Source organism: Peiella sedimenti (assembly GCF_030504955.1).
Classification (GTDB): Bacteria; Pseudomonadota; Alphaproteobacteria; order Caulobacterales; family Caulobacteraceae; genus Brevundimonas; species Brevundimonas sedimenti.
Genome location: NZ_JAUKTR010000002.1, coordinates 211,673 through 236,359 on the forward strand (window position 1 = coordinate 211,673; position 24,687 = coordinate 236,359).

General features: G+C 67.5%; 17 protein-coding genes. 5 read left to right on the forward strand and 12 right to left on the reverse strand.

Features of this window, described 5'->3' with window-relative positions; all coding sequences use genetic code 11:
- Positions 1 to 3: 3 nt before the first annotated feature.
- The 4 genes from Q0812_RS06070 to Q0812_RS06085 all read right to left on the reverse strand — a co-directional run bounded on the left by Q0812_RS06070 (position 4) and on the right by Q0812_RS06085 (position 5,517).
- Positions 4 to 1,398: an HlyD family type I secretion periplasmic adaptor subunit gene (locus Q0812_RS06070; RefSeq protein ID WP_302109421.1), complete on the reverse strand. Its 1,395-nt coding sequence runs from the start codon at positions 1,396 to 1,398 to the stop codon at positions 4 to 6.
- A complete protein-coding gene (locus Q0812_RS06075; protein ID WP_302109422.1) occupies positions 1,395 to 3,152 on the reverse strand; it encodes a type I secretion system permease/ATPase in 1,758 nt (585 codons plus the stop codon). The genes Q0812_RS06070 and Q0812_RS06075 overlap by 4 nt, the downstream gene beginning before the upstream one ends.
- An 88-nt stretch (positions 3,153 to 3,240) precedes the next feature.
- Positions 3,241 to 4,545, reverse strand: coding sequence for a UDP-glucose dehydrogenase family protein (locus Q0812_RS06080; protein ID WP_302109423.1), 1,305 nt, complete (start codon positions 4,543 to 4,545; stop codon positions 3,241 to 3,243).
- The gene (locus tag Q0812_RS06085) at positions 4,546 to 5,517 is read right to left on the reverse strand and encodes an NAD-dependent epimerase/dehydratase family protein (protein WP_302109424.1); all 972 of its coding nucleotides are present in this window, start codon (positions 5,515 to 5,517) and stop codon (positions 4,546 to 4,548) included.
- Between the two features lie 125 nt (positions 5,518 to 5,642).
- Here Q0812_RS06085 and Q0812_RS06090 point away from each other — a divergent pair, with 125 nt between their 5' ends.
- On the forward strand, positions 5,643 to 6,920 hold the full coding sequence (locus Q0812_RS06090; protein ID WP_302109425.1) for a cystathionine gamma-synthase family protein: 1,278 nt from the start codon (positions 5,643 to 5,645) through the stop codon (positions 6,918 to 6,920).
- Positions 6,921 to 7,000: 80 nt separating this feature from the next.
- On the opposite strand, the gene rfbD is transcribed toward Q0812_RS06090, so the two are convergent.
- The 4 genes from rfbD to galU are packed head-to-tail and all read right to left on the reverse strand — an operon-like array spanning position 7,001 to position 10,303.
- Positions 7,001 to 7,882 (reverse strand): dTDP-4-dehydrorhamnose reductase, encoded by an 882-nt coding sequence (gene rfbD / locus Q0812_RS06095; RefSeq protein WP_302109426.1) that lies wholly within the window; start codon positions 7,880 to 7,882, stop codon positions 7,001 to 7,003.
- Positions 7,875 to 8,876, reverse strand: coding sequence for a dTDP-glucose 4,6-dehydratase (rfbB, locus tag Q0812_RS06100; RefSeq protein ID WP_302109427.1), 1,002 nt, complete (start codon positions 8,874 to 8,876; stop codon positions 7,875 to 7,877). The genes rfbD and rfbB overlap by 8 nt, the downstream gene beginning before the upstream one ends.
- Complete coding sequence (gene rfbC, locus Q0812_RS06105; RefSeq protein ID WP_302109428.1) at positions 8,873 to 9,424, reverse strand: dTDP-4-dehydrorhamnose 3,5-epimerase; 552 nt, start codon at positions 9,422 to 9,424, stop codon at positions 8,873 to 8,875. Before rfbC ends, rfbB begins: the two co-directional genes overlap by 4 nt.
- Before the next feature lie 6 nt (positions 9,425 to 9,430).
- Positions 9,431 to 10,303: a UTP--glucose-1-phosphate uridylyltransferase GalU gene (gene galU, locus Q0812_RS06110; protein ID WP_302109429.1), complete on the reverse strand. Its 873-nt coding sequence runs from the start codon at positions 10,301 to 10,303 to the stop codon at positions 9,431 to 9,433.
- Positions 10,304 to 10,424: 121 nt separating this feature from the next.
- Between galU and Q0812_RS06115 the strand changes: the two genes are divergently transcribed.
- Positions 10,425 to 11,477: a mannose-1-phosphate guanylyltransferase gene (locus Q0812_RS06115; RefSeq protein WP_302109430.1), complete on the forward strand. Its 1,053-nt coding sequence runs from the start codon at positions 10,425 to 10,427 to the stop codon at positions 11,475 to 11,477.
- 114 nt (positions 11,478 to 11,591) lie between these two features.
- Positions 11,592 to 15,857, forward strand: coding sequence for a M10 family metallopeptidase C-terminal domain-containing protein (locus Q0812_RS06120; protein WP_302109431.1), 4,266 nt, complete (start codon positions 11,592 to 11,594; stop codon positions 15,855 to 15,857).
- 86 nt (positions 15,858 to 15,943) lie between these two features.
- On the opposite strand, the gene Q0812_RS06125 is transcribed toward Q0812_RS06120, so the two are convergent.
- The gene (locus Q0812_RS06125; protein ID WP_302109432.1) at positions 15,944 to 18,001 is read right to left on the reverse strand and encodes a glycosyltransferase; all 2,058 of its coding nucleotides are present in this window, start codon (positions 17,999 to 18,001) and stop codon (positions 15,944 to 15,946) included.
- Complete coding sequence (locus Q0812_RS06130; RefSeq protein WP_302109433.1) at positions 18,001 to 20,736, reverse strand: polysaccharide pyruvyl transferase family protein; 2,736 nt, start codon at positions 20,734 to 20,736, stop codon at positions 18,001 to 18,003. The genes Q0812_RS06125 and Q0812_RS06130 overlap by 1 nt, the downstream gene beginning before the upstream one ends.
- Positions 20,737 to 21,089: 353 nt before the next feature.
- Between Q0812_RS06130 and Q0812_RS06135 the strand changes: the two genes are divergently transcribed.
- Positions 21,090 to 21,608 carry a class I SAM-dependent methyltransferase gene (locus tag Q0812_RS06135; protein WP_302109434.1) on the forward strand — a complete coding sequence of 173 codons (519 nt, stop codon included), beginning with the start codon at positions 21,090 to 21,092 and terminating at the stop codon, positions 21,606 to 21,608.
- Positions 21,609 to 21,712: 104 nt separating this feature from the next.
- Here the strand turns inward: Q0812_RS06135 and fdxA are convergent, their stop codons facing one another.
- Positions 21,713 to 22,054 (reverse strand): ferredoxin FdxA, encoded by a 342-nt coding sequence (gene fdxA, locus Q0812_RS06140; RefSeq protein WP_302109435.1) that lies wholly within the window; start codon positions 22,052 to 22,054, stop codon positions 21,713 to 21,715.
- Between the two features lie 15 nt (positions 22,055 to 22,069).
- The gene (locus tag Q0812_RS06145; RefSeq protein WP_302109436.1) at positions 22,070 to 23,482 is read right to left on the reverse strand and encodes a radical SAM/SPASM domain-containing protein; all 1,413 of its coding nucleotides are present in this window, start codon (positions 23,480 to 23,482) and stop codon (positions 22,070 to 22,072) included.
- A 188-nt stretch (positions 23,483 to 23,670) separates the two neighbouring features.
- On the opposite strand from Q0812_RS06145, the gene Q0812_RS06150 reads away from it, so the two are divergent.
- Positions 23,671 to 24,555, forward strand: coding sequence for a methyltransferase domain-containing protein (locus tag Q0812_RS06150; RefSeq protein ID WP_302109437.1), 885 nt, complete (start codon positions 23,671 to 23,673; stop codon positions 24,553 to 24,555).
- Positions 24,556 to 24,687: the final 132 nt, after the last annotated feature.

The following is a 24,687-nucleotide window of genomic DNA, read 5'->3' on the forward strand; positions in this document are numbered from 1 at the left end:
GATTCAGTGCTCGCGGAACGAGCGCCACAGGCTGTGAGTCAGGGGCTCCAGCATGTACTGCAGCGCTGTGCGCTTGCGCAGGGGCACCACCACCTCAACCGGTAGTCCGGGCCGCAGCCCAGGGTCCGGACCACGCACCCGCTGCAGGATTTCGATCTGCTCCTCGGGCACCTCGACCGTGGCCCGGAAGAAGCTTTCGCCGGTGGTCTCGTCGGTGAAGCTGTCGGCCGAGACGCCCGTCAGCCGCCCGGTCAGCTTGGGCAGATCGCGGTCCCGGAAGGCCGTGAACCGAACCTCGGTCTCCTGGCCGATGCGCAGGTCGTCGGCGTCGGCCGGCGAGACCCGCGCCTCGATGATCAGGTGCGCCCGGTCCGGCACGATCTCCATCAGCGTCTGACCGGCCTGCACCACGCCGCCGACGGTGAAGACGGTCAGCCCCACCACCTGACCCGTGGCGGGCGCCCGCACCAGGGCCCGCGCCAGCTGCTCGCGCGCGGCCACGAGCCGCGGCGTCAGCTCGTTGATCTGGATCTCGGTCTGGCGAATCTGCTCGGCGACGTTCTCGTTACGCTCCGTACCCAGCGCCGTCATCTGCAGGCGGGTCTCATTGATGGCCTCGCGCGTGCGGCCCACCTGGGCGCGCAGCGACCCCGCCTCGCCCTCCAGCTGAGCCTCGGCCCGCTCCAGCGCCCTCACCCGGGTCAGCGGCGCGTACTGCTGCTCGTACAGCCGGCGCATGCCCTCCAGCTCGTCTTGGATCAGGCTCTGCTGACGGTCGTTGGAGATGATCTGCTGCTCCAGGCCGGCAATCTGTTCCTCCAACTGGCGGACGCGCTGGGCCAGAACCGCCCGTTGGGTCGAGATGCCGGCGCCGCGGGTGCGGAACTGCTGCGCCTGAAGCCGATAGGCTTCGTCAGCCAGCCTGCGGTCTTCGCCCGTCAGCCCGGTGAACTCGGCCGGATAGGGCACGCTGGCCAGACCGTCCCGTTCGGCGATCAGCCGCGCCCTCAGAGCCAGCAGCGCCAGCTGCTGCGACGTCAGGCTGCGCTCGTTGCCGCGCAGTTCGTCCGCCGAGATCTCCACCAGCACCTGGCCGCGCTGGACGGTCTGGCCTTCGCGCACGTGCAGCGCGGAGACGACGCCGCCGTCGCGATGCTGCACCGCCTGGCGGTTGCCGAGAACGGCGATGCGGCCCTGGGCGTAGGCGCCGGCGTCCAGCGGCGCGATGGCCGCCCATCCCAGGAAACCGACGAAGAAAATGGCCGCGATGATCAACCCGATGACAATGTCCCGCCGCGGCGAGTCGGCGCCGGCCAGGGCGTCGGCGGGCCCCTCGGACTGGACCTCCGGCGGCTCAGGCTGGGGCCCTGCGGACGAAGTGACGGTGTGGTCGGTCAATGTTGGGAGCTCACCACACGGGGGCGCGCCCGGTCGCCGCCGGTGAGGCGCGCGGCCACCTCGTCGCGCGGACCCAACAGCTCCACCTGCCCGTCGCGCAGCACCATCAGCCGGTCGGCATGGGCCAGCACGCCGGTCCGATGAGCGATGATCAGCACCGCACAGCCGCGGGCCTTCAGCTCGGCCAGGGTGCGGGTCAAGGCCTGTTCCCCCTCCGCATCCAGGTGGGCGTTCGGCTCATCCAGGATCACCAGAACCGGGTCGCCGTAGAGGGCCCGGGCCAGGGAAATCCGCTGCGCCTGGCCGGCCGACAGGCCGCGTCCATGCGGGCCCAGCACTGTGTCATATCCCTGCGGCAGGTGAAGGATGAGGTCGTGAGCGCCGGCGGCCTGGGCCGCCTTGACCACGCGGGCGTCGAGGTCGTCCGGGGCTTCTCCCGAATGGGCCTCAAACCGCGAGATGTTGTCCTTGATGGACCCCGCGAACAGGCCGGGGTCCTGGGGCGCGTAGCCGATGTGGCGGGCCAGTCGTTCGGGATCCCAGTCGGTGAAGGCCGCGCCGTCGATGCGGACGGTCCCCGAGTCTGGCCTGACCGCGCCGGCGGCCGCGCGCGCCAGTGAAGATTTGCCGGCGCCGCTGGGACCCACCACGCCCAGAATCTGGCCCGGATGCAGGGCGAAGGTGACGCCCTTCAGCACCGGTTGCTCCCGGCCCGGCGCCATCAGCACGACCTTCTCCATAGTCAGGTCGCCCTTTGGATCGGGCAGGCGGGTGCGCTCGGGCGCCTCGGCGGCCGCGCCCAGCAGCTCGCCGATCGTGTGCAGGGCCGCGCGCCCCTGGATGATCCCGCCCCAGGCGCCGACCGCCTGCTCGACGGGCTGCAGGGCGCGACTGAGCAGGACGGAGGCGGCGATCACCGCGCCCGCCGAGATCTGGCCGTCGATGGCGAGCAGCGCGCCAAGCCCCAGGGCCAGGGACTGCAGCGCCATGCGCAGGAACTTGATGGCCCCGTTGTAGCCCTGACCGACGAACTGGACGTCGGCCTGCAGGGCGGCCGCCCCTGATCGCTCCTTGATCTGCCGCGCGGTCAGAGCCCGGCGCATGCCCAGGGCCCGCACGGCTTCGCTCTGCTGGGCCGCCGCGTCCTGGGTTGCGTAGGCGGCGGCCTGGCCCTCGGCAGCCTTGAGCAGGCCGGGCCGCGTGGCGCGCTCGTTGAGGATGGCCAGGCCGCCCAGAAGAACCGCGCCTGCCACCGCCAGCGCGCCGACCCAGGGGTGCAGGATGAAGCAGACGATCAAGTAGACGGGCGTCCAGGGCGCATCGAACAGGGCAAGGGCGCCGGGGCCGCTCAGCATCTGACGCAGGACGTCGAACTCGCGCATGGCCTGGCGCGCCCGGGCCGGCCCGCCGGCCCCTGACAGCACACGGTCCAGCACCGGTCCCGCCAGACGTCGTTCCAGCCTGAGCCCGGCGCGCAGCAAGAGCCGCGAGCGCACCTGGTCCAGCGCCCCCATGGTGATGAGTGCGAACAGCAGCACGATGGTCACGAACAGCAGGGTCAGCCGGCCCGAGGTCGGCAGCGCCCGGTCGTAGACCTGAAGCATGTAAAGGGTCGGCGCCAGGTAGAGGATGTTCACCAGCGCGCTGAAGCCCGCCGCGAACAGCAGATGGCGGCGGCAGGCGCGCAGGGCCTCGCCCAGCGGCCCGGGAGCCTTGAGGAGCGCGAACAGGGAGGTCTCGGTCTTCGGGGCCAAGGGAGGGGGCCGATCTCCTCAAGGGGCGGACGGCCCGCCCCTGTCTAACGCCCCCATGATCGCTTGAAACCGCCTGAACTCAAAGTGATCAGACGCCGCGGCCGACGCCGCTGTAGCGGAAGCCGCGCGCCGCCATGTCGTCGGGCCGGTAGACGTTGCGCAGGTCCACCACGATCGGGCTGCGCATCAGCAGCTTGATGCGGTCCAGGTCCAGGGCGCGAAACTGGTCCCACTCGGTGATGATGACCAGGACGTCGGCGTCCGCCGCGGCGTCGTACGGACCCTCCTTGAATTCCACGTCGCTGAGCAGGTTGCGCGCCTCGTGGCCTTCCGGGTCAAAGGCCTGGACGCGCGCGCCCATGGCTTGCAGCGCCGGCACGATGTCCAGCGACGGCGCGTCGCGCATGTCGTCGGTGTTGGGCTTGAAGGTCAGGCCCAGGACGCCGACCGTCTTGCCCTTCAGATCGCCGCCCACCGCCGCCTGGACCCGGGCGGCCATGGCCTTCTTGCGCGCGTCGTTGATCTCGACCGTGGTCTCGATCAGCCGCACCGGCGATCCGACCTGCTGGGCGGTGCGCACGAGAGCGATCGTGTCCTTGGGAAAGCACGAGCCGCCATAGCCCGGCCCCGCGTGCAGGAACTTGGCCCCAATTCGGTTGTCCAGCCCGATGCCCTTGGCCACCTGCTGCACATCGGCGCCCACCTTCTCGCACAGGTCCGCGATCTCGTTGATGAAGGTGATCTTCATGGCCAGGAAGGCGTTGGCCGCATACTTTATCAGCTCGCTGGTGCGGCGCTGGGTGTAGACCACCGGAAACTCGTTCAGGCTCAGCGGCCGGTAGAGCTCGGCCATGACCTCGCGGGCGTGCTCGTTCTCCACGCCGATGACGACGCGGTCCGGTCGCTTGAAGTCCTCGATGGCCGCGCCCTCGCGCAGGAATTCCGGGTTCGACACCACGGCGAACTGGGCGTCGGGCCGCGTGCGCCGGATGATGGCCTCAACCTCGTCGCCGGTGCCGACCGGCACGGTGGACTTGGTCACCACCACGGTGAAGCCGTCCATCAGCCCGGCGATCTCTTCCGCGGCGGCGTAGACATAGGACAGGTCGGCGTGTCCGTCCCCCCGGCGCGTCGGGGTGCCGACGGCGATGAAGACCACGTCCGAGCCGCGGATGGCCTCGGCGGCGTCCAGGCTGAAGCTCAGCCGGCCGGCCTTGACGTTGGCGGCCACCAGATCGTCCAGCCCAGGCTCGAAGATCGGAATCTCGCCGCGGTTCAGCCGCTCGATCTTGGACGGGTCCTTGTCCACGCAGGTGACGTGGTGGCCGAAATCGGCGAAACAGGCGCCGGAGACCAGGCCCACGTAGCCCGCCCCGATCATGGTCACGCGCATTCAGTTCTCTCCGTAGCGTTCGCGCCACCAGGCGACGAAGCGGGGCAGACCCTCTTGGATGGATACCTTGGGGGCGTAGCCCGTCAGGCGGTTCAGCTTGGTCACGTCGGCATAGGTGGCGGTCACGTCGCCCGGCTGCATGGGCCGCATGATCTTGACCGCCTCGCGGCCCAGGGCGCCCTCCAGCGTGGTGATCATGTCCATCAGGCCGACGGGGCTGGAGTCGCCGATATTGTAGACCTCGTGCCCGCCCCGGGGCGGCGGGTTGTCCAGCACGCCGACCACGCCGTCGACGATGTCATCGATATAGGTGAAGTCCCGCGCCATACGGCCTTCGCCGAAGACCTCGATGGGCTCGCCGGCCATGATCTTCTGGGTGAAGCTGAAATAGGCCATGTCCGGCCGACCCCAGGGGCCATAGACGGTGAAGAAGCGCAGTCCCGACTGGGGAAAGCCGTACAGCTTGGCGTAGGCCTGGCTCATCAGTTCGCACGAGCGCTTGGTGGCGGCGTACAGCGAGACGGGGCTGACCGTCGGATCATCCTCGCGGAAGCCCTGGCCCGTCAGGGGCCGGTCGCCGTAGACCGAGCTCGACGAGGCATAGACCAGATGCTTCACCCCCGCGTGGCGGCAGGCCTCCAGCACCGCCAGGTGCCCGGCCAGGTTGGACCGCTCATAGGCGAAGGGATTCTCGATCGAATACCTTACCCCGGCCTGGGCCCCCAGGTGCGCCACGCGGTCCACCCCGCGCTCACGGACCAGCCGCGCCACCAGCTCATGATCGGCCAGATCGCCGCGCACCATCTCGAAGGCGGCATGCGGCGCCAGCCGCGCCGCCCGGCACGCCTTCAGCTCCGGATCGTAATAGGTGTTGAAGTTGTCCAGCCCGACCACGGCCTCGCCACGGGCGAGCAACCGTTCGGCGACGTGCATGCCGATAAATCCGGCGGCGCCGGTGACGAGAATGGCCATGCGGACGGGCTCGGTCAGTGGACGCGGCTTCTGTAGAGACAAGACTCCCGCGTCGCAACTGAGCGGCGCTTTTGCCGCGCCGTTCACCTGCGAGTATGAGGGCGCCTGAGAACGGAGACGATCACGTGAGCCACGACAGACGCGAGCTGGGCGGACGCCGCCTGGCGCCGGAAACCCTGATGATGGGCTTCGGCTACGACCCCGCCCTGTCGGAGGGGGCGATCAAGCCGCCCCTGTTCCAGAGCTCCACCTTTGTTTTCCGCTCGGCGGAAGACGGCAAACGCTTCTTCGAGATAGCCTATGGCCTGCGTAAGCAGGAGCCGGACGAGGCGCTGGGCCTGATCTATTCGCGGATCAACAATCCCAATCTAGAGATCTTGGAGGACCGCCTTGCGGTGTGGGAGGACGCTGAACGAGCCCTCGTCTTCTCAAGCGGCATGGCGGCCATCTCCACCTCGGTGCTGGCCATGTCGCGGCCGGGAGACACGGTGCTCTACACAGCGCCGGCCTATGGCGGGACGGAATACCTGTTCGATCGCATCCTGCCTCGCATGGGCGTCCAGACTCGCAGCATCGGCGCTGGCTGTTCGAACGACCAAATGGACGCCGCCGTGCGGGAGGCGCATGGCGTTGCGGCGGAAAAGGGCGGCCGTCTGGCGGTGATCTATATCGAGACGCCGGCGAACCCCACGAACCAGATGGTGGATATCGCCGCAGCCCGGGCCTCGGCCGAGGCCGTGGGCGGCAAGGAGCGCCCGGTTGTCTTGGTGGACAACACCTTCCTGGGGCCACTGTGGCAAAAGCCTTTGGCCCTGGGAGCGGACCTCGCCCTCTATTCGCTGACCAAGTATGTGGGCGGCCACTCCGACCTGATCGCCGGCGCCTGCCTGGGCTCGGGCGAACTGGTGGCCAAAGTGGGCGAGATGCGCACCATCTGCGGCTCCATGGCTGACCCGCACACGGCCTGGTTGCTGACGCGGAGCCTGGAGACCCTGCACCTGCGCATGCAGGCGGCGCAGGCCGGGGCGGAGACGGTAACGGCCTGGCTGGCTGAGCATCCCAAGGTGGCCGCGACCCTGGCGCCGGGCGACGGCGACGCCGCCCAACAGGAGCTGTTCGCGCGGCAGTGTCAGGGCCGGGGCTCCACCTTCTCCCTGCGCCTCAAGGGCGGCGAGACCGAAGCCTTCAGGTTCCTGAATGCGCTGAGACTGTTCAAATTGGCGGTCAGCCTGGGCGGTACCGAGAGTCTGGCGTCTCACCCATCCAGCACCACCCACTCAGACTACAGCGAGGCGGCCAAGGCCCGCTGCGGCATCGGGCCCGACCTCGTGCGTCTGTCGGTGGGCGTGGAGAACCCCGACGACCTGATCGCCGACCTGGAGCAGGCGCTGGCGGCTGTCTAGGCTGACGGCCTGCTCGTCTCATCGACGAAGACCGTAGCCCTCACGTGCCCACCGCTCCAGTTGAGGAAGCGGCTCGACGGTCATTGTCCCCACTCTTCCAGCTCGGCTAGCGTCCGGGCCAGCCCAAGACGCCAGTCAGGCAGGCTCCGGCCCCAGAGGCGCTGCAGCCTGCCGTCATGCAAGACGGCGTTGGCCGGCCGCCGAACCGGATCGTTGCGGGAGGCCGCGGTCACCGGAACGACCTCGGCGCTCGAGCCGACCGAGGTCAGGATCATCCGCGCGAACTCCGCCCGGCTGACCGGCGCCCCGCCGCCGGGCGCATGCAGCAATCCGAAGCGCGGATCGCCGGCGGGCACGTCCCTAAGCGCCAGGGCCGCCTCAAGCAGGAAGCCCGCCAGATCGTCAGCGGGCGTCGGCAGGCCGATCTCATCCTCGACCACGTCCAGCCGGGGCCGGTCCCCCGCCGCGCGGATGGCGGTGACGAAGTTGCGGCCCTGCGCCGAAAAGACCCAAGAGGTCCGCACCACCAGCGCCCGCCCATAGGTCTCCAGTACGGCCCGCTCGCCCGCCGCCTTGCCGCGACCATAGGCGTTGAGCGGCGCAACCGGATCACTCTCGACGTAGGGCGTGGTCTTCTCGCCGTCGAAAACGAAGTCGGTGGAGATGTGGATCAGGACCTTGCTCGCCCTGGCGCAGGCCTGGGCCATGACGGCGGGGGCCTCGGCATTGGCGCGGATCGCGGCGGCTTCATCCCGTTCGGCGCCGGGCACGTCGGTCCAGGCGGCGGCGTTGACGACCACGGGAGCCTTTGAGGCGGCGATGGCCGCCGCGATCGTCTCGGGACGATCCAGGTCCGCGTCCGGCCGGGCGGGCCCTTCAACGTGCAATGCGCCTTCGGCCGCCAGACGCATCAGGTGCGAGCCCACCTGGCCACCGCTTCCGAAGACCAGCAGGTCAGCCATCCCCCAATCCCAGACGTTCGCCCGGCGCGAGGCCGTCGCGCTCCAGATACCAGGCCACCGTTTCGGCCAATCCCTCGGACCAGGGCCGCCGGGCGGTCCAGCCCAGTTCACGCTCGGCCAGGGACGGATCGATAGCGTAGCGGAAATCGTGCCCTGGCCGGTCCGCGACCAGGGTGATCAGGCGGTCATGGGGCGCGCCCTCCGGCCGCAGCCGGTCCATCACGGCGCAGACGCCATTGGCCACCTCAAGGGTCGTCTTCTCGTTACGGCCGCCGAACAGATAGGCGGCGCCGGTCCGGCCCTTTTCGGCCGCGGCGATCAGGCCGTCCACGTGATCCTCCACGTGCAGCCAGTCGCGCACGTTGCCGCCGGCGCCATAAATGGGCAGGGGCCGGCTGTGGCGCGCATTCAGCGCCAGGGTCGGGATCAGCTTTTCCGCGTGCTGCCAGGGTCCGTAATTGTTCGAGCAGTTCGTCACCACGACATCGAGGCCATAGGTGTGGGCCCAGGCCCGGGCCAGGTGGTCAGACCCCGCCTTGGTGGCCGAATAGGGCGAGCGCGGATCGTAGGGGGTGGTTTCGTCAAAGGCGCCGGTCTCGCCCAGGGCGCCGAAGACCTCGTCGGTGGAGACGTGGACGAAACGTCCGTTCGCGCCGATGGACCGCCAAGCCTCCAGCAGATTGGCCGTGCCCAGAAGGTTGGCGCGCACAAAGGCCATGGGCCCGTCGATGGACCGGTCCACGTGGGATTCCGCCGCCAGGTGGAAGACCAGTTTGGGCCGATGTCGCTCCAGCACGTCGCGCACGGCCGGACCGTCGGCCAGGTCCACGTGCTCGAAGACATGCAGGCCGGTCGCCTCCACCTCGGCGATGCGCTCCAGCGAGCCCGCATAGGTCAGGGCGTCCAGCGTCACAACGCGGCGGCCCTCGCCCACCAGGCGCCGCACAAGGGCCGAGCCGATGAAGCCACAGCCGCCGGTCACAAGGGTGGTCATGACGGCTCCACCTCAAAGGGGGTGACGAAGTCCTTGAACGCCGTGGCCACCGCGTCCTTGTCCGAGACCACGGCCTCGCCGGTCCAGCCCCAGTCGATGGCCAGGTCGGGATCGTCCCAGCGCACCGCGCCCTCGCTGGCCGGGGCGTAGGCGCCGTCGACCTTGTAGGCCACCAGACAGCCGTCGGTCAGGGTGACGTAGCCATGGAGGAAGCCGCGCGGCACGTAGAGTTGCTCGCCCCGCTCGGCGTCAAGCGTCACCGCCACCGACCGTCCATAGGTGGGCGAGCCCTTGCGGACGTCGACGCAAGCGTCGCGGATACGCCCCACCAGAACGGTGACCAGCTTGGCCTGGGCGTGGGGCGGCGCCTGGTAGTGCAGGCCGCGCACCGTGCCGGCGCGCTCGGAGAAGACCAGATTGTCCTGAACGAAGGCCGCGGGCGCGCCTCGACCCTCGGCCCAGCTTTCGGCGAACCAGCCGCGCGCGTCGCGATGCCGCCGGGGCCGCAGCAGCAGGACGCCGTCAAGCGCGAGGGGCTCGATCTCCATGGCGCGTCAGAGCAGGGGCTTGATCGCCGCCCGGGCGGCCGGGCCCACGTCGGGCCGCTTCAGCGCCAGGGCCACATTCGCGCGCAGCAGGCCCACCTTGTCGCCGCAGTCGTGAGTGTCGCCCTCATACTCATAGGCGGTGAAGCGTTGCGACTTCATCAGGGTCGCCATGGCGTCGGTCAGCTGGATTTCGCCGCCGGCGCCGCGCGGCTGGGTCTCGAGGATCTCGAAGATTTCCGGCTGCAGGATGTAGCGGCCCGAGATGGACAGGTTGGACGGCGCGGTTCCCTGTGGCGGCTTTTCGACCATGCCGCGCATGGCGATCATGCGGCCTTCGCGCCGTTCGGAATCGACCACGCCGTACTTGTGGGTCTCGCTCTCGGGCACGGCCTCGACGCCGATGACGTTGCCGCCGGTCAGCTCGTAGGTGCGCACCAGCTGGGCCAGGGCGCCGGGCTCGGCGTCCACGATCACGTCGGGCAGCAGCACGGCGAAGGGCTCATCGCCGATCACGTGCCGGGCGCACCAGACGGCGTGGCCCAGGCCGTGCGGCGCCATCTGGCGCACGAAGCTCATCTCGCCGGGCTTGGGCAGTTCGGCGCGGAGGCCTTCCAGCACCTCGGTCTTGCACTTGGCCTCCAGTTGGGCCTCAAGCTCCACGTGGTGGTCGAAATAGTCCTCGATGGCCGCCTTGCCGCGCCCGGTGACGAAGACGATGTGCTCGATCCCGGCCTCGCGCGCCTCGGCCACGATGTAGGACAGGATCGGCCGGTCCACGACGTTCAGCAGCTCCTTGGGCGTCGTCTTGCTGCCGGGCAGGACGCGGGTGCCCAGGCCCGCCACCGGCAGAACCGCCTTGCGGATGGGTCGGGATGTCATGGCGCGTCTCCTAGCTCAGATCGGCTCTCGTTACCGGCTGGGCGGTCCAGAGAAAAGGCGCGCGGCGTTGTCTTGGCGATTTTCGCTGGGCATACGAGGGGATCAAGTCGAGGCGGGCGATATGATTGTTCCGGTGATCATGTGCGGCGGGTCGGGCAGCCGGCTTTGGCCCCTGTCGACGCCGGACCGGCCCAAGCCCTTCCTGCGCGTCATCGGGGGGCGTTCGCTGTTTCAGGAAACAGTTCTGCGTCTGACCGGCGAGGGCTTCGCGGCTCCGGTTGTCATTGCGGGCGAGGCGCACGCGGACCTTGTGAAGGCGGACCTGGCCGAGATCGCGGTGGAGGCCGACCTTATTCTGGAGCCCGTGGCGCGGAACACGGCCCTGGTGGCCGCGGTCGCGGTCCGGCGCGTGGCCGAGACTCATCCCGGGGCATTGGCCCTCCTGTCGCCCGCCGACCATCTCGTCCACGACGGCGCGGCCTGGCGCGAAGCGGCGCTGGCCGCCTCGGCGGGCGCGCGGGATCGCATTGTGACCTTCGGCATCCGTCCGACGCGGCCCGAGACCGGCTATGGCTACATCCTTCCCGGAAAGCCGCTTGGCGGGGGACTGCACGCCATCGCCCGTTTTGAGGAGAAGCCCACCCTCCATCGCGCCGAAGTCCTGCTGCAGGAAGGACAGGCTCTGTGGAACGCGGGCGTCTTCCTGTTCGCGCCCGAAACGGCGCTGGCCGAGATCGGGCGTCTGGCGCCCCTGGTGGGCGAAGCGGCGGTCGCGAGCCTTAAAAGCGCGCGCCACGTCGGCGGGACGACCGTGCTTGATCCCAACGCCCTGGCGGCCTGCCCCTCGGTCTCCTTCGACCACGCGGTCATGCAATCGACCGCCCGCGGCGCCGTCGCGCCCTGCCACATCGAATGGAGCGATGTGGGCGGCTGGGAGGAGCTGTTGGTGGTGGCGGACCGGGGCGCGGAGTCGGACCGCGTGCTTCTCTCAGCCTCCGACGGGACCTTGGTCTGGACCGAGGATCGGCCGATCGCCGTCATCGGCGCGCCGGGGCTGGTCGTCGTGAACACGCCTCGCGGAATCTTGATCTGCCATCGGTCCCGCCTGCAGGAGGTCCGCGCGGCCGCCGAGGCCTTCGGCCAAACTGAAAACGCGGCGAAACTTCACCGTTAAGGCCCGGAAAGCGTTGCGCGTTTACCGGCGCAGCGGACGGCGCGCGACCGTCTGCCCACTTGCGGGGGCCTCGGTTGAAAGGCAGGGTGCGGACGCCCAAAAGGAGACCGCCCCATGTGCTATATCTGCGCCAATATTTCCGGCCAACTTCGCCAGGGCGGCTTCCTGCCGGGTGAGATCGGCTCCGGCTTCCGTCAGAATGGACAGCGGGAGAGCGATGCGCCCCAGTTCTTCCTGAACGGGGATGACCGCGGCGACGGCGTCCTGCAGCCGAACGGCAAGACCTCGTTCAGCACCGAGGAGGCGGGCGCTCACATCACCCGCACCAATCACACCTGGGCCGCGGGCCTGGGTCTGCCGGTGACGGTGACGTTCGCCTTCCGCGCCACCATGCCGGGATCCATCCCGAGCAGCACGGCTACCGATTATTCCCGCTTCACCGAGGCCCAGATCATCGTAGCCCTGGCCTCGTTCCAGGCTTGGTCGGATGTGGCCAACATCACCTTCTCGCGGGTCGGTACGGGAACGAGCGGCGAAGGCGCCTATGCGGACAACGCCACGATCCTGCTGGCCAACTACGCCAATGGCCAGTCGGGGGCGGCGGCCTTCGCATTCCTGCCCGGAGGAACGGGAGCCGGCGACGCAGCGGGCGACGTCTGGGTGAACATCAGCCAGACGAACAACTCGACCCTCACCCTGCTGGGCTACGGGACCCAGACGATGACCCACGAGATCGGTCACGCCATCGGCCTGCGCCACCCCGGCGCCTACAACGCCAGCGAGGGCGGCGGCCCGATCACCTATGCCGGTCAGGCGGAGTATTACGAGGACTCCCGCCAGTATACGGTGATGAGCTATTTCGACGAAACCAACACCGGGGCCCAGTTCGGCGCACGCTGGGCCGCCGCGCCCCTCCTGGACGACATCTCCGCGGCCCAGCGCCTTTACGGCGCCAACCTGACGACCCGGACGGGCGACACCACCTACGGCTTCAACTCCAACACCGATCGCGGCTGGTATTCCGCGTCCGCCTCGACTGACAAGCTGATCTTCGCCGTCTGGGACGCGGGCGGCAACGACACCTTCGATTTCTCCGGCTACAGCGAAGACGGCACGATCGATCTTCGGCAGACCGCCTTCTCCAGCGTCGGCGGTCTTGTCGGCAATGTGTCCATCGCCCTGGGCGCAGCCATCGAGAACGCGATCGGGGGCTCCGGGGCCGAGACCATCTGGGGCAACAGCGGCAATAACAGCCTGCGCGGCAACGGCGGCAACGACACGATCGACGGGGGGCTGGGCACGGACACCGCTGTCTTCTCGGGCAACCGCGACCAGTACACGATCACGGTCAACGGCCAGACCGTGACCGTGACGGGGCCGGACGGCACGGACACCCTGACGAACGTAGAGTTCCTCCAGTTCGCCGACACCCTCATCGCCGCCGGAACGACGGGCGGACTGAACGTGGCCGGGGACACTCTCAACAACGTCATCACGGGCACCGCGTTCGGGGATACGCTGCGCGGCCTGGGCGGCAACGACACGCTGAACGGCGGTGACGGCGACGACATCCTGGACGGCGGGCGCGGCACGGACACCCTGTCAGGCGGCGCCGGCGTTGACACCGCCAGCTACAGCACCGCGCGCGCCGGCGTGACGGTGGATCTGTCGGTCACCGTCGCCCAGAACACGGGCGCGAGCACCGGTTCGGACACCCTCAGCAGCATCGAGAATCTGATCGGCAGCGCCTTCTCGGACACCCTCACGGGCGATGCCGGCGCCAACGAGATCAATGGCAATGGCGGCATCGACGTCCTGAACGGCGGCGGGGGCAACGACGTCCTCCGCGCCGGAGCGCCGGCCAGCCAGGCCGCCGCGGACGTGGTCAAGGCCCAGGGCACGGTGAACAACTCCATCGCCACCGCGGTGAACATCGACGCCAACTTCGATCTCGGCAACGACGCGGGGGTCCTGAACGCCACGACCACGCCGCACGCGGTTATCCGCGGCACCGGCCATGGCGGACCGGAATACTATGCCGTCACCGTGGCGGCGGGCGCCGAATGCCGCTTTGATATCGACGGGGCGAGTTTCGACGCCTACCTCTACATCTATGACGCTGCGGGGAATCTGCTGGCGGCCAATGATGACGGCGGCGACAGCGACGGCGCGGCGACGGACTCGCTGCTGACCTACACCTTCGCCACCGGCGGCACCTACTACATCATGGTCAACCGCTGGGTGGACTCCAGCACCAACGACACGACGCCCGGGCCGGGCGTCCCCGCAGGGGGGACGTACACGCTCAATGTGTCGGTCCCAGGCCACAGTGTGGTCGCCCCGACCCTGACCGGCTCCACACTCAACGGCGGCGACGGCGACGATACCCTTCACGGCTCGGCCGGCGCCGACACCTTCAACGGCGGCGCGGGCACGGACACCGCCGTCTATGCGGGGAACCGCGCCGCCTACACCATCACCACCGTCAACGGCGTCACCACGATTACCGGCCCGGATGGCTCGGACACCCTGTCCGGCGTGGAGCGGGCCCAGTTCGCCGATCAGCTGGTGGTCCTCGGGGCCCCGACGGGCGTGACCCTCAACGGCACCGCAAACGGCGACGTTCTCAACGGCACGGAGGGTGACGACACGCTCAACGGGCTCGACGGAAACGACACCCTGATCGGGCTTGCAGGCGCCGACCAGCTCAACGGCGGCGCGGGGATCGACGGCGTCAGCTACGCCTCGTCCAACGCCGGCGTCACGGTCAGCCTGGTCACGGGCGCCGGAGCGGGCGGCCACGCGGCCGGGGATGTCCTGTCATCGATCGAGATCCTGTACGGCTCGGCCTTCGCGGATACTTTCACCGGCGACGGCGCCGCCAACACCTTCTTCGGGGCCGACGGCCAGGACACGCTGTCCGGCGGCGACGGCAACGACGTGCTGGTCGGTAATGACCAGATCTTCGTGCAGGAGGCCGACACCCTTATCGGCGGCAACGGCGACGACACCCTCTATGGCGAGAACGTCGATACGCTGAGCGGCGGCGCCGGTTTCGACGTCCTGATCGCCGTCAACGCCTACGACTTCACGCTCAACATGGCCGCCACCTCCATCGAGCTGGCCCAGATGGACTTCGGCAACGACAACATCAACGCGTCCGGCCAGACGGTGGGCGTGCAGGTCTACGCGTCCGGCGGCAACGACGGCGTTATCGGGTCCGGCTTCAACGACCTGATCTTCGGCGGCGTCGGCAACGACGTCATCGTCGGCGGCGACGGCGACGACGCCATCGTCGGCGAGGCCGGCGTCGACCAGTTGGACGGCGGCGCGGGCAACGACCGCATCTACTTCGACGCCCAGGACAGCTTCGTCTTCGGCGCCGGCGGCTATGACGCGGGCTACATCCTGGCCACCGGCGGATCCGGGGTGATCATCGACATGGGCGCCTCGTCCCTGGAGTTCATCCAGGACCTGGCCGGCGGCGACGACACCATACTGGCCTCCACCATGACCCAGGCGTTGTACGCGGCGGCGGGCGCCGGCAACGACACCGTGGACGGCTCGGCCTATGGCGATGTGGTCTTCGGCGACGGGGGCAATGACGTTCTCAACGGCAACGGCGGCGACGACCGTCTGATCGGCGGCGCGGGGCTGGACACCCTCTACGGCGGTCTCGGCAACGACGCGCTTTACGGCGGCGCCGGCGACGGCGTTCAGGATGTCTTCCGCTTCGGCGAAGCCGGCGCGGCCCATGCCGACGCCGTCTATGATTTCGTCCATGGCATCGACAAGATCGACCTCAGCGCCTTTGGCTCGAACTTCGCCGCCGTTTCGATCCTCACCGCAGGATCAGACGCGGTCGTCTATCTGAACGGCCAGGTCATCTGCACCGTGGTCGGCGCGGCCGGCACGCTGGACGCCAGCGACTTCATCTTCGTCAGCGCGGCTCCCGGGCAGGACGGCAAGGACGCCTGGATCGCGGGGACTCCGCTGATCAGCGACGAGATCGAGGGACCCGACGTGCTTCCCGCATGGAGCGGGGCCAAGGAGCTGCCCGACATTCTGCCGGCCGTGCTCGGCAAGAGCGAGGGACCGGACGTCAGCCCCCTCGCGGAGGACGACGGCGGCCTCGAGATCTGCGGGGGTCCGACGGAGAAGGCCGAGGATCTGTCGGGCGGCGGCGGTCACATCGGGCCGTTTGGAGACGAAGGCTTCGGCCGTATCCATGACCTGGGCGGCTTCGGGGGCTTCCAGTTCGACGACTTCCACGGCGGCGGCTTCGACCTGAGGGGCGGCTACGCTAACGGCTGGGGCCTGGGCGGCGACATGTTCGGTGGACGGTCGCACCTGCAGACGTCCGACTGGACCATTTTCTAGGACGTCGACCGACGACGACAAAGGGGCCGCCTTCGTGCAGAAGGCGGCCCCTTTTTTATTGGCCGACGCCTGGGAGCGGCTGGCGCCTATTCGGTCAGGCGCGGCTTGTGGCGCGGGGCCTGGGCCAGAACGCGATCGAAGAAGGCGGCGAACGGCTTGACGCGCTCGGCCCAGTCCCAGGCCCTGACCTGCTCCAGATTTTCCGCCGACAGGCGCGGCAACAGGCTGCGGTCCCGGTCCAGCCGCCGCAGGGCGTCGGCCATGGCGCCGACCGACCGTTCCGGCAGGATGAAATCGTGCTGCATCGGCCCCAGCGCGTCGGGCACGATGCCCACATCGGTGGAGACCACCGGCACGCCGCAGGCCATGGCCTCCAGCACCGGATTGGGCGTGCCCTCGATCTTGGAGGCGCAGAGCAGAATATCGATCTCCGCGTAATAGCGCGGCATCTCGCTGTGCGGGATGAAGCCGGTCTGGCGATCGGCGAAATGGGTCTCGATCTCGACCCCCTCTCCCTTCAGCTTCTCCAGCGCCGGCAGGATGATGGTGTGCAGGCCCTTGAAGTCCTCTTCCTCGGCCGCCCATTTGGAGTTGCCCACCCAGCCCACGCGCAGAGGCCGTCCGTCCGTTTCCGACAAGCGCTGCACGTTGCGGGGGCCAAAGATGGTGGTGTCCACACCGTCCGGAATGACGTCCATGGGCGGAGCCGCCGCGTAACGGTCCCTGTAGATCCGGTCCAGCTTGTTCGACGAGGTGTAGTAGCCGTCCACGAACTCGGTCAGCAGCCGGCCGTACCGGTCCTCGGGTCCGTCCAGGAACAGGTGATCGTAAACCGCCGTGGTGACGCGGGTGCCCATCAGCAGGCCCAGATAGTCCTCGTCCCGACTGAAGCCGACGCCCCGCCCGTAGGCGCAGGCGTAGTCCGACATCAGCTGGGGGATCGACGGCCGCCAGAAGATGTGGACCAGGTCCATGCCCCGCGCCATCAGCGGAATCTGCGCGAAGTTGTCCAGGGCGCTGCTCGCCACGACCGTGATGTCGTAGCGGTCCGACAGGTGCTTTTCGATCTGCCGCGAAATGTTGGCGAAGGCCCAGTTGTCCGTATCCGGAATAAGCAGAAGTTTCGGCCTTGAAGGCGACTGTCCCGCCGCCGCATCCGGAGCCGCTCTCGCGGACGACGCGCTGCTCTCCAGGCCCAGGGCCTGCTCGCGCTCGGCCAGCCAGCGGTCCACGCCCTGGTTCCAGACCTTGAAGCCGTGCTTGGCCTCGAAGTAGGCGGCGGATTCTTCGATATAGTTGCGGCGGAAGCGGACCTGCTCGTAGGCCTTGTCGACCTCGGTCTCGGGCGCGGCGTGGTCGTGAACCAGGGCCGCCAGGGCGCTGCAGCCGACCTTGTAGCCCTCGCGGAACAGCCGGACCGAGAACTCGATGTCCTCAAAGCCGACGAACATGTTGTCGTCGAACTTGCCCATCCGCTTGAAGTGCTCGACGTCGAAGATCGACGCCCCACCCATCATGCAGGTGCCCAGGAAAACTTCGCCGGCGACCGGACGCGAGTCCGTGGATTTGCCGGCCGAGCCGCCGCCCAGGTGGATCTCGCCTTCGGCATAATGGGCGTAGAGGTTGCCCCCGCGCAGGAATACGGTCTGCTCGCCCGGATCGAACAGGGCCAGGGAGAAGAACCGGCAGCCGATGGCCGCGATCTCCTCCTGCCAGTGCCGCAAGGGGTCCCGGGTGAAGTAGATGTCGTTGTCGACGCTCATCACCCACTGGGTGTTGACGTGATCGACGCCGCGGTTACGCCCGCCCGCCACGCCGAAGTTCTCGCCCATCTTCACCAGCCGCGTGCGCAGCGGCAGTTCGTCGAGCATCTTCTCCAGCTCGGCCAGCTCCTTGGGCTGGGAGCCGTTGTCGATGGCCAGTATCTCGCCCTTGAAGTGGGGGATGTGCTCGGCGACGCTCTTGCACAGCCGCTCGCTCATGCCCGGCCGGTCCATGGACAGGAACATGATGGTCAGGTGCTCGCCGGACGAGCCGATGTTGGGCCCCTCGACGCGCTCGAACCCTTCGGCCAGGTACTTGTGCTGCGGCAGGTAGGCGTAGGTCAGCCGCTTGAGGCCTTCGATCAGTTCAACGTCGGACATCAGGCGCTCCGCTGATTGCGCAGGCGGTGGTAAAGATGCGCCGCGCGGAACAGGATCGGGCGGGGAATGAAGGGCCGCAGCCTCAGATAAACCCGCCGCACCAGACTGGGCGGTTTGCGCTGGAGCTCCTCCAGGAGCAGGTCCTTGCGCCACACCGAGTCGCGCAGCGTCAGATTCTCGGCCGCCGCTCCCACATACTTCATCCGGATGGTGCGCAGTTCGGCCTGCAGCGCGGCCGTGGCCCTGGCGGTGTCGCGCTCGGCCGTTTCGAGGCGCACGTCAAAGGCGCGCTGCGCTTCCTCCAGGCGCACGTCCAGCGCAGCCGCGGCGGCGGCGGCCTCCCGCTCCACCTCCTCCAGCCGGCTGGTAAGGCCGGCGATCTGGTTGTCCTTGCGCCAGATGTTGTCCCGCAGCGTAAGGTTCTCGGCCATGGCGCCCGCGGCGCGCATCTCCGCCGCACGCAATTCGGCGGCGATGTCCGAACCGGTCCCGGTGCGAAGCTCCTCGACCAGCCGCTCGAGCCGCTCCAGTGAACCGTCCCCATCCGGGGCATCGTGCAGGTCGGCCATGGCCTTGAGGGCGCGGTCCAAAGCCTCGAGGGCCGCGGCCTGCTCCTCCAGCGCAGCGAGGCGCTCGGCGATCCGTTCAATATCCGAGCGATTGGTGGCGCCGACGCCGTCCCGCCGGGCCAGTTCGGAGATCTGGCCTTCCAAAACAGTCATCTGTTCGGCGGCGTCCTCCAGCTGAGCCACTAATTTCGAACACTCGTCTTCAGCCGTCCGCTGCTCTTTCCGCACACGAGCGACCTCGCTCGCCAAGTGATCGCGCGCTCGCTCCAGTTCGGCGATATAGGCGTCCTTCTCGTCGATGCGGCCAGCCAGTTCGTTTCGCGCCTCGACAGCTGCCCGCTGCTCCTTACGGATAACGGCCACCTCGTTGCCCAAGTTGTCCCGAGCCCGCTCGAGCTCGGCGATGTAGGCGTCTTTTCCAGAGAGAACCCCGGCGTGTGCTTCAGCCGCCCGCTCCAGTTCGGCCAGGGCTTCGTCACGTGCTTTTTCCGCGGCGGACAGGTCGGCCAAGGCCTGGTCGCGGGCCTTGGCCAGGCTCGCGGCGCGGGCCCCGCCGGCGGCCAGGGCCTCGGCCGGCAGGCCCGACGTAGCCTTCACGACCGCTTCGCGCGCCTGCTCCAGCTCGGCCAGGGCCTGGTCCCGCGCCTGCTCGAGGCGACGGATCTCCTGGTCCCGGGCGGCCAGAGCCGCATTCAGGGCGTCCCGCGCCCTCTCCAGTTCCGCCACGTCGTCGCCCTGGCTCCGCCGCGCCTTCTCCAGTTCAGCCAGCGCCTCATCGCGGGCCTGCTCCAGCCGGCGCACGTCCTCGATCCAGACGTCGGAGTCCTTGTCGACGGCCTCCCGCGCGCGCGCCAGTTCGGACGCGACCTGGTCACGCGCGCGCTCCAGCTGGCCGATGTAGTCGTCCTTGATCCGGATGCGGGCCTCGGCGTCCAGCAGGGCGGGGCGCAGCGCCTCAAGTTCCGCCAGCCGCGCGGCGCGCTCGGCCTGCGTCTCCTGGAGAACCTCGTAGCGGGCCTGAAGACGTGCCGCCTCTGTGCGGGCGCCGATCAGAGCATCTTCATCGGCCTTCAGCCGCGCTCGCAAGGATTCCAGTTCCCGGTCTCGACTGCCCTGTTCGGCCCGCAGACGCGCAATCTCTGCCAACAGCACGGCGTCGGGGGAGGTGACGGCATTCGATGACACAGCCGGAACATGGTGGGGCGCGCCGGGATCCCCGTCCTTGGTGCGGCCAAAGTCGGCCTCACTGCCAGACCCAGACGGTGCCCGCATCGCAGCGGCTTTGTTGCCAGGTGTCTTCTTCGAGGTCATCGGCTTCGGTGCGCCACTGATGAAATTACTTGTCGCACGCTCCAACTCCCCCCGCACGGCAAGGTGGTGGGTAGAGTTTTCCGTTTCCCCGTTCAAGGAAAATTTCGCTGCACCGGAAAGCAGTTCCGCCTCGCTGCCGTAGTGCAGAAAGTCCGCCAGACCCGAAAACCTATAGTTGTCTTCAGCATCGTTAATGAGAAATACCGGGGTGCCAAGTGCGAGACAAGGAAGTGCGGCGTGGATTCGTGTCGTCACTACTGCCGCGGCCCCGGCATAGGTCGCCAGTAAGCGCTCCGCATCAGCGAGCTTAGTGGTAATTTCCGTTCTCGAAGACTGAGCGTGAGTGATGACCTCGACCGGCAGACCGCTCTTACGTTCGACGTGACGCCGAACCGCCTCGCTAACGTCGCAGAGGATAATGCGGCCGGACGCCAAGCCGGCTGTCTTGGCAGTCAGCGTCAGTGTCAGGCACCCCGAGAAGTAGGCTTCAACCCCCCGGGCTTGCACCGCCTCCAATGTGAACAGGTCTCGAGCCCCCACCTTGTGGGGAAGCGATCTCCACCAATCTCGATTCTTCTCCGAGAAGAATCCGTCGAGAGCGCGCGGGCTGAAGTGCATGCTTATGGGCAGCAACTCGATCTCTGGCGCGGGAGGCCAGCGCTCGGGGTCGTGGGCATACCAACCGTTGCCGACGACCTTGACGGAGCCGGGGGCGCCCCCCCAAGGCACGTCGAGTGACTCTCGGTCTAGCAGAAAGTCCACGCGCGGCAGAAAGCGCAGCGCAGCGAGAGACTGGATTGCATCGCCCGCGTTCTCCGAACGGGGAAAGGTTATAAGTCCAAATGAGGCGGGCATGGCACCGTGGGGGTCACTAGGGTGTCGCGGGGCTCGACTTATCGCACAGCCCTGTGTGAAACGGACCGTACCTTGGGCAGGTTCTGTGCTCGTGGGGAAGACGCAACGATGCCGGGCGAACCAAACTACGGCCTACCTTGGCCGCCAAAGCCATGGAAGCATCCCGTAGCGTTTGCGCGTTGGTGCCTCGGCTTGACGGGTTTTCTGGCCATCGGCTTGATGTTGTTGTTGAATACACCTCTAGGCGGACCACTTATGTCAGCGATCGCACGCTTCGTGTCGGCTTCAGTTGGCGAATCTTAGCCTCCTTCACGGCGACAGATTCCGACATTAGAGCATACTGGAATGGCTTGATGGCGTTCAATCTTGAGCATCAACAGTCGCCCGTCTGGGTGGAGCGGGCAACTACAGCTGTGGAGTTGCTACAAGCGGTGCCCTTGGAAGGGACCTTGCGGATCGCAGATGTTGGCTGCGGCGACGGAAAACTTAAGATTGCACTAGGTGCGCTTGACCGTCCCTGGACCTGGGCGGGGTTCGATCTCCTTCCACAGGACGTTCTGGTCCAACAGTTCGATATCACGACTGATTATCTGCCAGATCAGGCTTTTGATGTGGCCGTGTGCTTGGGGGTACTTGAGTATATTGAGGCGCCTGCGGCAGCCTTGGAAAGGCTATCTGCTCGTGTTCCGTTAGTCCTGTTTAGCTACAGTTTCCCCCATTCAGACGAGCCGGTACCAGAATGGGTGGAACCTCGAAGAGGTCGGGACGACATCATTCGATGTATCCGCGACGCCCGACTGGAGCGTTGCGCGATGAGCGCGTGTACCGAAGGTCAGATAGAGCTGTCTCTCTGCCGCCGCAAAGCCGAGTGACCGGGGCGGTGATTACCCGGTCAACAACCTTCGCCTTCGGGTCGGTCAGCATGCTGGACTAGGGGCGCAGGGCTGAACTAGGTCGCGTTTTGGGGACCTGCGAATCAGTCCCCTGCTCCGGGCTCCGGCGAGAAGTAGGCCTCGAACTTGCCGGTCTGGTCCTTGTACAGCTCCCAGTCCGGGGCATGGGGCTTCTTCTTGGTGATGCGCGGCCACTTGGCGGAATATTCCGTGTTGATGGCCAGCCACTTGCCGTCGGGCGTGTCCTCGGTGTCCGGCTTGATGGCGTCGATCGGACATTCCGGCACGCAGACGCCGCAGTCGATGCACTCGTCCGGATTGATGGCCAGGAAGTTCTCGCCCTCATAGAAGCAGTCGACCGGACAGACGATGACGCAGTCGGTCAGCTTGCACTTCACGCAGGCGTCAGTGACGATGAAAGTCATTGCGATGTTGTCCGATCAGGCGGCGCCGGCGCCGTTCAGGCTGGCCTCATAGGCCGAGACGATCTCGGTATAGGCGGGACTGATATAGGCGTTGACGCCCAGGGCCTTGGCGCGGCGCTTGGCCTCGACAATGGCCGGTCCCAGAAGCTCAGGATAGTAGATCAGGTTGGTCGACTTGTCGTCGAGCCCGCCATCGATCAGGTGGATGATGTGGACGTGCTCCACGCCCATCTCGTGGGCCAGGTTCATGAAGTCGGGGATCTCCTCGACGTTCGCCCGCTGGGACACGAAGTTGATGAAGACGTCGGGCTTGGTCATCCCCCGCTCCTTCTTTCGCTTCTGAAGGTGCTTGAGGTTGGCGACCACGCGCTCGAAGGACGACTTGCGCATGATGGACTCGGCGGTCTTGGCCGTGGCGCCGTGCAGCGAGACGGTCATCATGTCGAGCCCCGCGTCGAGCAGCTTCTCGGCGAAGGCGGGCACCAGCGGCGTGGCGTTGGTGGTGATGGCGGTGAAGGCGCCCTTCGACTTGGCCAGGGCGATCAGGTCGAAGATGTCCTTGTTCAGCAGCGGCTCGGCATAGGCCCCCACGAAGTGGGCGGTCTTGACGTTCATGGCGCCGCAGATCTCGGTGAACTCCTCCAGCGACAGGCGGTAGTACTCGTCGCGGGCGACGCCCTTGTCGTCGTGCAGCACCGCCGGCGGGCACATGATGCACGAGACGTTGCAGCGGTTCAGGGTGTTGAAGTCGATGTAGACCGGCAGTTCGCGGCCGGCGATGATCGATTCCGGCAGGGCGGTGTTGAAGGTCGTTTCGCCCAACTCAAGAGAGTCGGCGGCCGCCTGCCGCCAGCCTGGGAAATGCATCAGTCGAGTGAGGCCGCCCTTTCGAGGCTCGGCTGGGGCGGGTCTGTCAAGTTCGGGAAGGGGATGAACCTCAAGGCCCAAGTCCGGCGCTTGAGCCGCATACTCGGCATACCGGTCACACCAGCGCCGGATCAGTCCCAGGGTTTCAGCGTCACGGACGCCCGAACTATAGGCGAACAGGGCTAGGTGCAGCTGGAACATCCAGGCTTCACCGTGGAAGCGGTACTCGCACGCGGCGCAGTAGGGCTCCAGCTGATCCCCGGTCATCAGGGATTTGCGGATGTGGCGGTACTTCTCGCCGGCCCAGACCTCGGCCATGCCGATCTTCTGGGCGTTGCCCATGTTGGTTTCGCGCGCATAGCCGAAGGTGCTGGAGGCCGAGCACAGGCGGATGGAGCCGTCCGGCTCCTGACAGGGCGTAGTGAACGCCAGCATACATAGGGGCGTCCGCTTGGTTCCATCCAGGGGATAAACATGGTTCTTCAGCGCCTCGGCGCGTACGGCTGTCGCATCATTTGGCGACTCCTCCGAGGGCGTAACCGTGTCGATAAGCGTTACCATTCAGCGTGGATCATCTTTGGCCGTATCATAGAGCAATGGGCTACATGCCACAGGCGCGCCCTTAAGAACACCGCCTGCCCCACATGAGTGCGGTTTCGCCGCGCCAGCGCGTTGGGGCCGCCATGCCCTTCGGATTGGCGGGAGCCGCCTCACCTCCTATAAGCGCTCGAAATCCAAAGGGGTCGCGCATGTCCACGGTTCTCCCGCTCGTCGCCGGGCACACGTACGAAACGGACGTGGCCTGCGCCATGTGCGGCTCCAGGCGCCAGCACGTCCTGCCGCCCTCAGCCAACGCTGACATGGCCAAGCTGCGCGAGGCCTGGGGCTGCACCTTCGTCGAGTGCCAGGACTGCGGGCTGCGGTACTATTCGCCCCGGCTGGACGAAACCTACGCCGTTCAGACCTATCTGGAAGGCGGCGAGGCCGAGTCCGAGGCCATCAGCATGATGGAGAAGGGCGTCTTCTTCGGGGAGCCCGAAGGCGGCGCCGAGCATCAGATCGCTCTGCTCAAGCAGCTTTACACCGGCATCTTCGACCGGATCTGCGAACAGTACATCGCCGCCAACGGCCGCCCGCCGCGCACCATGTTCGAGGTGGGCACCTCGGTCGGCTGGTTCTCCAAGGCCGCCACGGAGCGGGCCATAGAGCGCTGGGGGCGGTTCGAGACGGCCGGCTGCGACGCCAACGTGTTCAGCGCCCGGATGGCCCGCGAACGCAACGGGCTGAACGTCCAGGGCTGTGTCTTCAGCGCCTACAAGGCGGCCCCTGAACAGCAGGGCCATTACGACCTCATCGTCGCTTACGACTTCCTTGAGCACACCTACTCGCCGTTCACGGACCTGAAGAAGCTGCACGGCCTGGCGGCGCCCAAGGGCATGCTGGCGGTGAAGACCTTTGTCGATGACCTGGACCCGACCGGGTCGATGATCCATCCCGTCTTCCACCACCACCACTTCACGCGGGCCACCCTGCGCGAGATCATCGAGCGGTCCGGCTGGCGTATCCTGGAGTTCGACGACACGAGCGAGGCGGTCTACGCCCAGGTTTCCGTCTTCGCCGAAAAGATCGGCTAGGGCTTTCGCAGCATGAAGCCCCGACTCTCCGTCTGCTGACGCGGCCGGGCGCGGACCCCGTTGAGCCGGGAGGGGCCCAAAAGGGCGGTCAGCAAGCGCGCCACGAGAAGCGCCCGAATCCGCTCTCGGCAT

Bases quoted from the DNA above. Each gene is read 5' to 3' on its own strand.
- rfbC (WP_302109428.1), bottom strand. From the start codon at position 9,424: ATGGAGATCGAGCCCCTCGCGCTTGACGGCGTCCTGCTGCTGCGGCCC.
- rfbD (WP_302109426.1), bottom strand. From the start codon at position 7,882: ATGGCTGACCTGCTGGTCTTCGGAAGCGGTGGCCAGGTGGGCTCGCAC.
- Q0812_RS06125 (WP_302109432.1), bottom strand. From the start codon at position 18,001: ATGTCCGACGTTGAACTGATCGAAGGCCTCAAGCGGCTGACCTACGCC.
- Q0812_RS06150 (WP_302109437.1), top strand. From the start codon at position 23,671: ATGTCCACGGTTCTCCCGCTCGTCGCCGGGCACACGTACGAAACGGAC.
- Q0812_RS06135 (WP_302109434.1), top strand. From the start codon at position 21,090: ATGGCGTTCAATCTTGAGCATCAACAGTCGCCCGTCTGGGTGGAGCGG.
- Q0812_RS06080 (WP_302109423.1), bottom strand. From the start codon at position 4,545: ATGCGCGTGACCATGATCGGGGCGGGCTACGTGGGCCTGGTCTCCGGC.
- galU (WP_302109429.1), bottom strand. From the start codon at position 10,303: ATGACATCCCGACCCATCCGCAAGGCGGTTCTGCCGGTGGCGGGCCTG.
- fdxA (WP_302109435.1), bottom strand. From the start codon at position 22,054: ATGACTTTCATCGTCACTGACGCCTGCGTGAAGTGCAAGCTGACCGAC.
- Q0812_RS06085 (WP_302109424.1), bottom strand. From the start codon at position 5,517: ATGGCCATTCTCGTCACCGGCGCCGCCGGATTTATCGGCATGCACGTC.
- rfbB (WP_302109427.1), bottom strand. From the start codon at position 8,876: ATGACCACCCTTGTGACCGGCGGCTGTGGCTTCATCGGCTCGGCCCTT.
- Q0812_RS06120 (WP_302109431.1), top strand. From the start codon at position 11,592: ATGTGCTATATCTGCGCCAATATTTCCGGCCAACTTCGCCAGGGCGGC.
- Q0812_RS06115 (WP_302109430.1), top strand. From the start codon at position 10,425: ATGATTGTTCCGGTGATCATGTGCGGCGGGTCGGGCAGCCGGCTTTGG.
- Q0812_RS06145 (WP_302109436.1), bottom strand. From the start codon at position 23,482: ATGGTAACGCTTATCGACACGGTTACGCCCTCGGAGGAGTCGCCAAAT.
- Q0812_RS06130 (WP_302109433.1), bottom strand. From the start codon at position 20,736: ATGCCCGCCTCATTTGGACTTATAACCTTTCCCCGTTCGGAGAACGCG.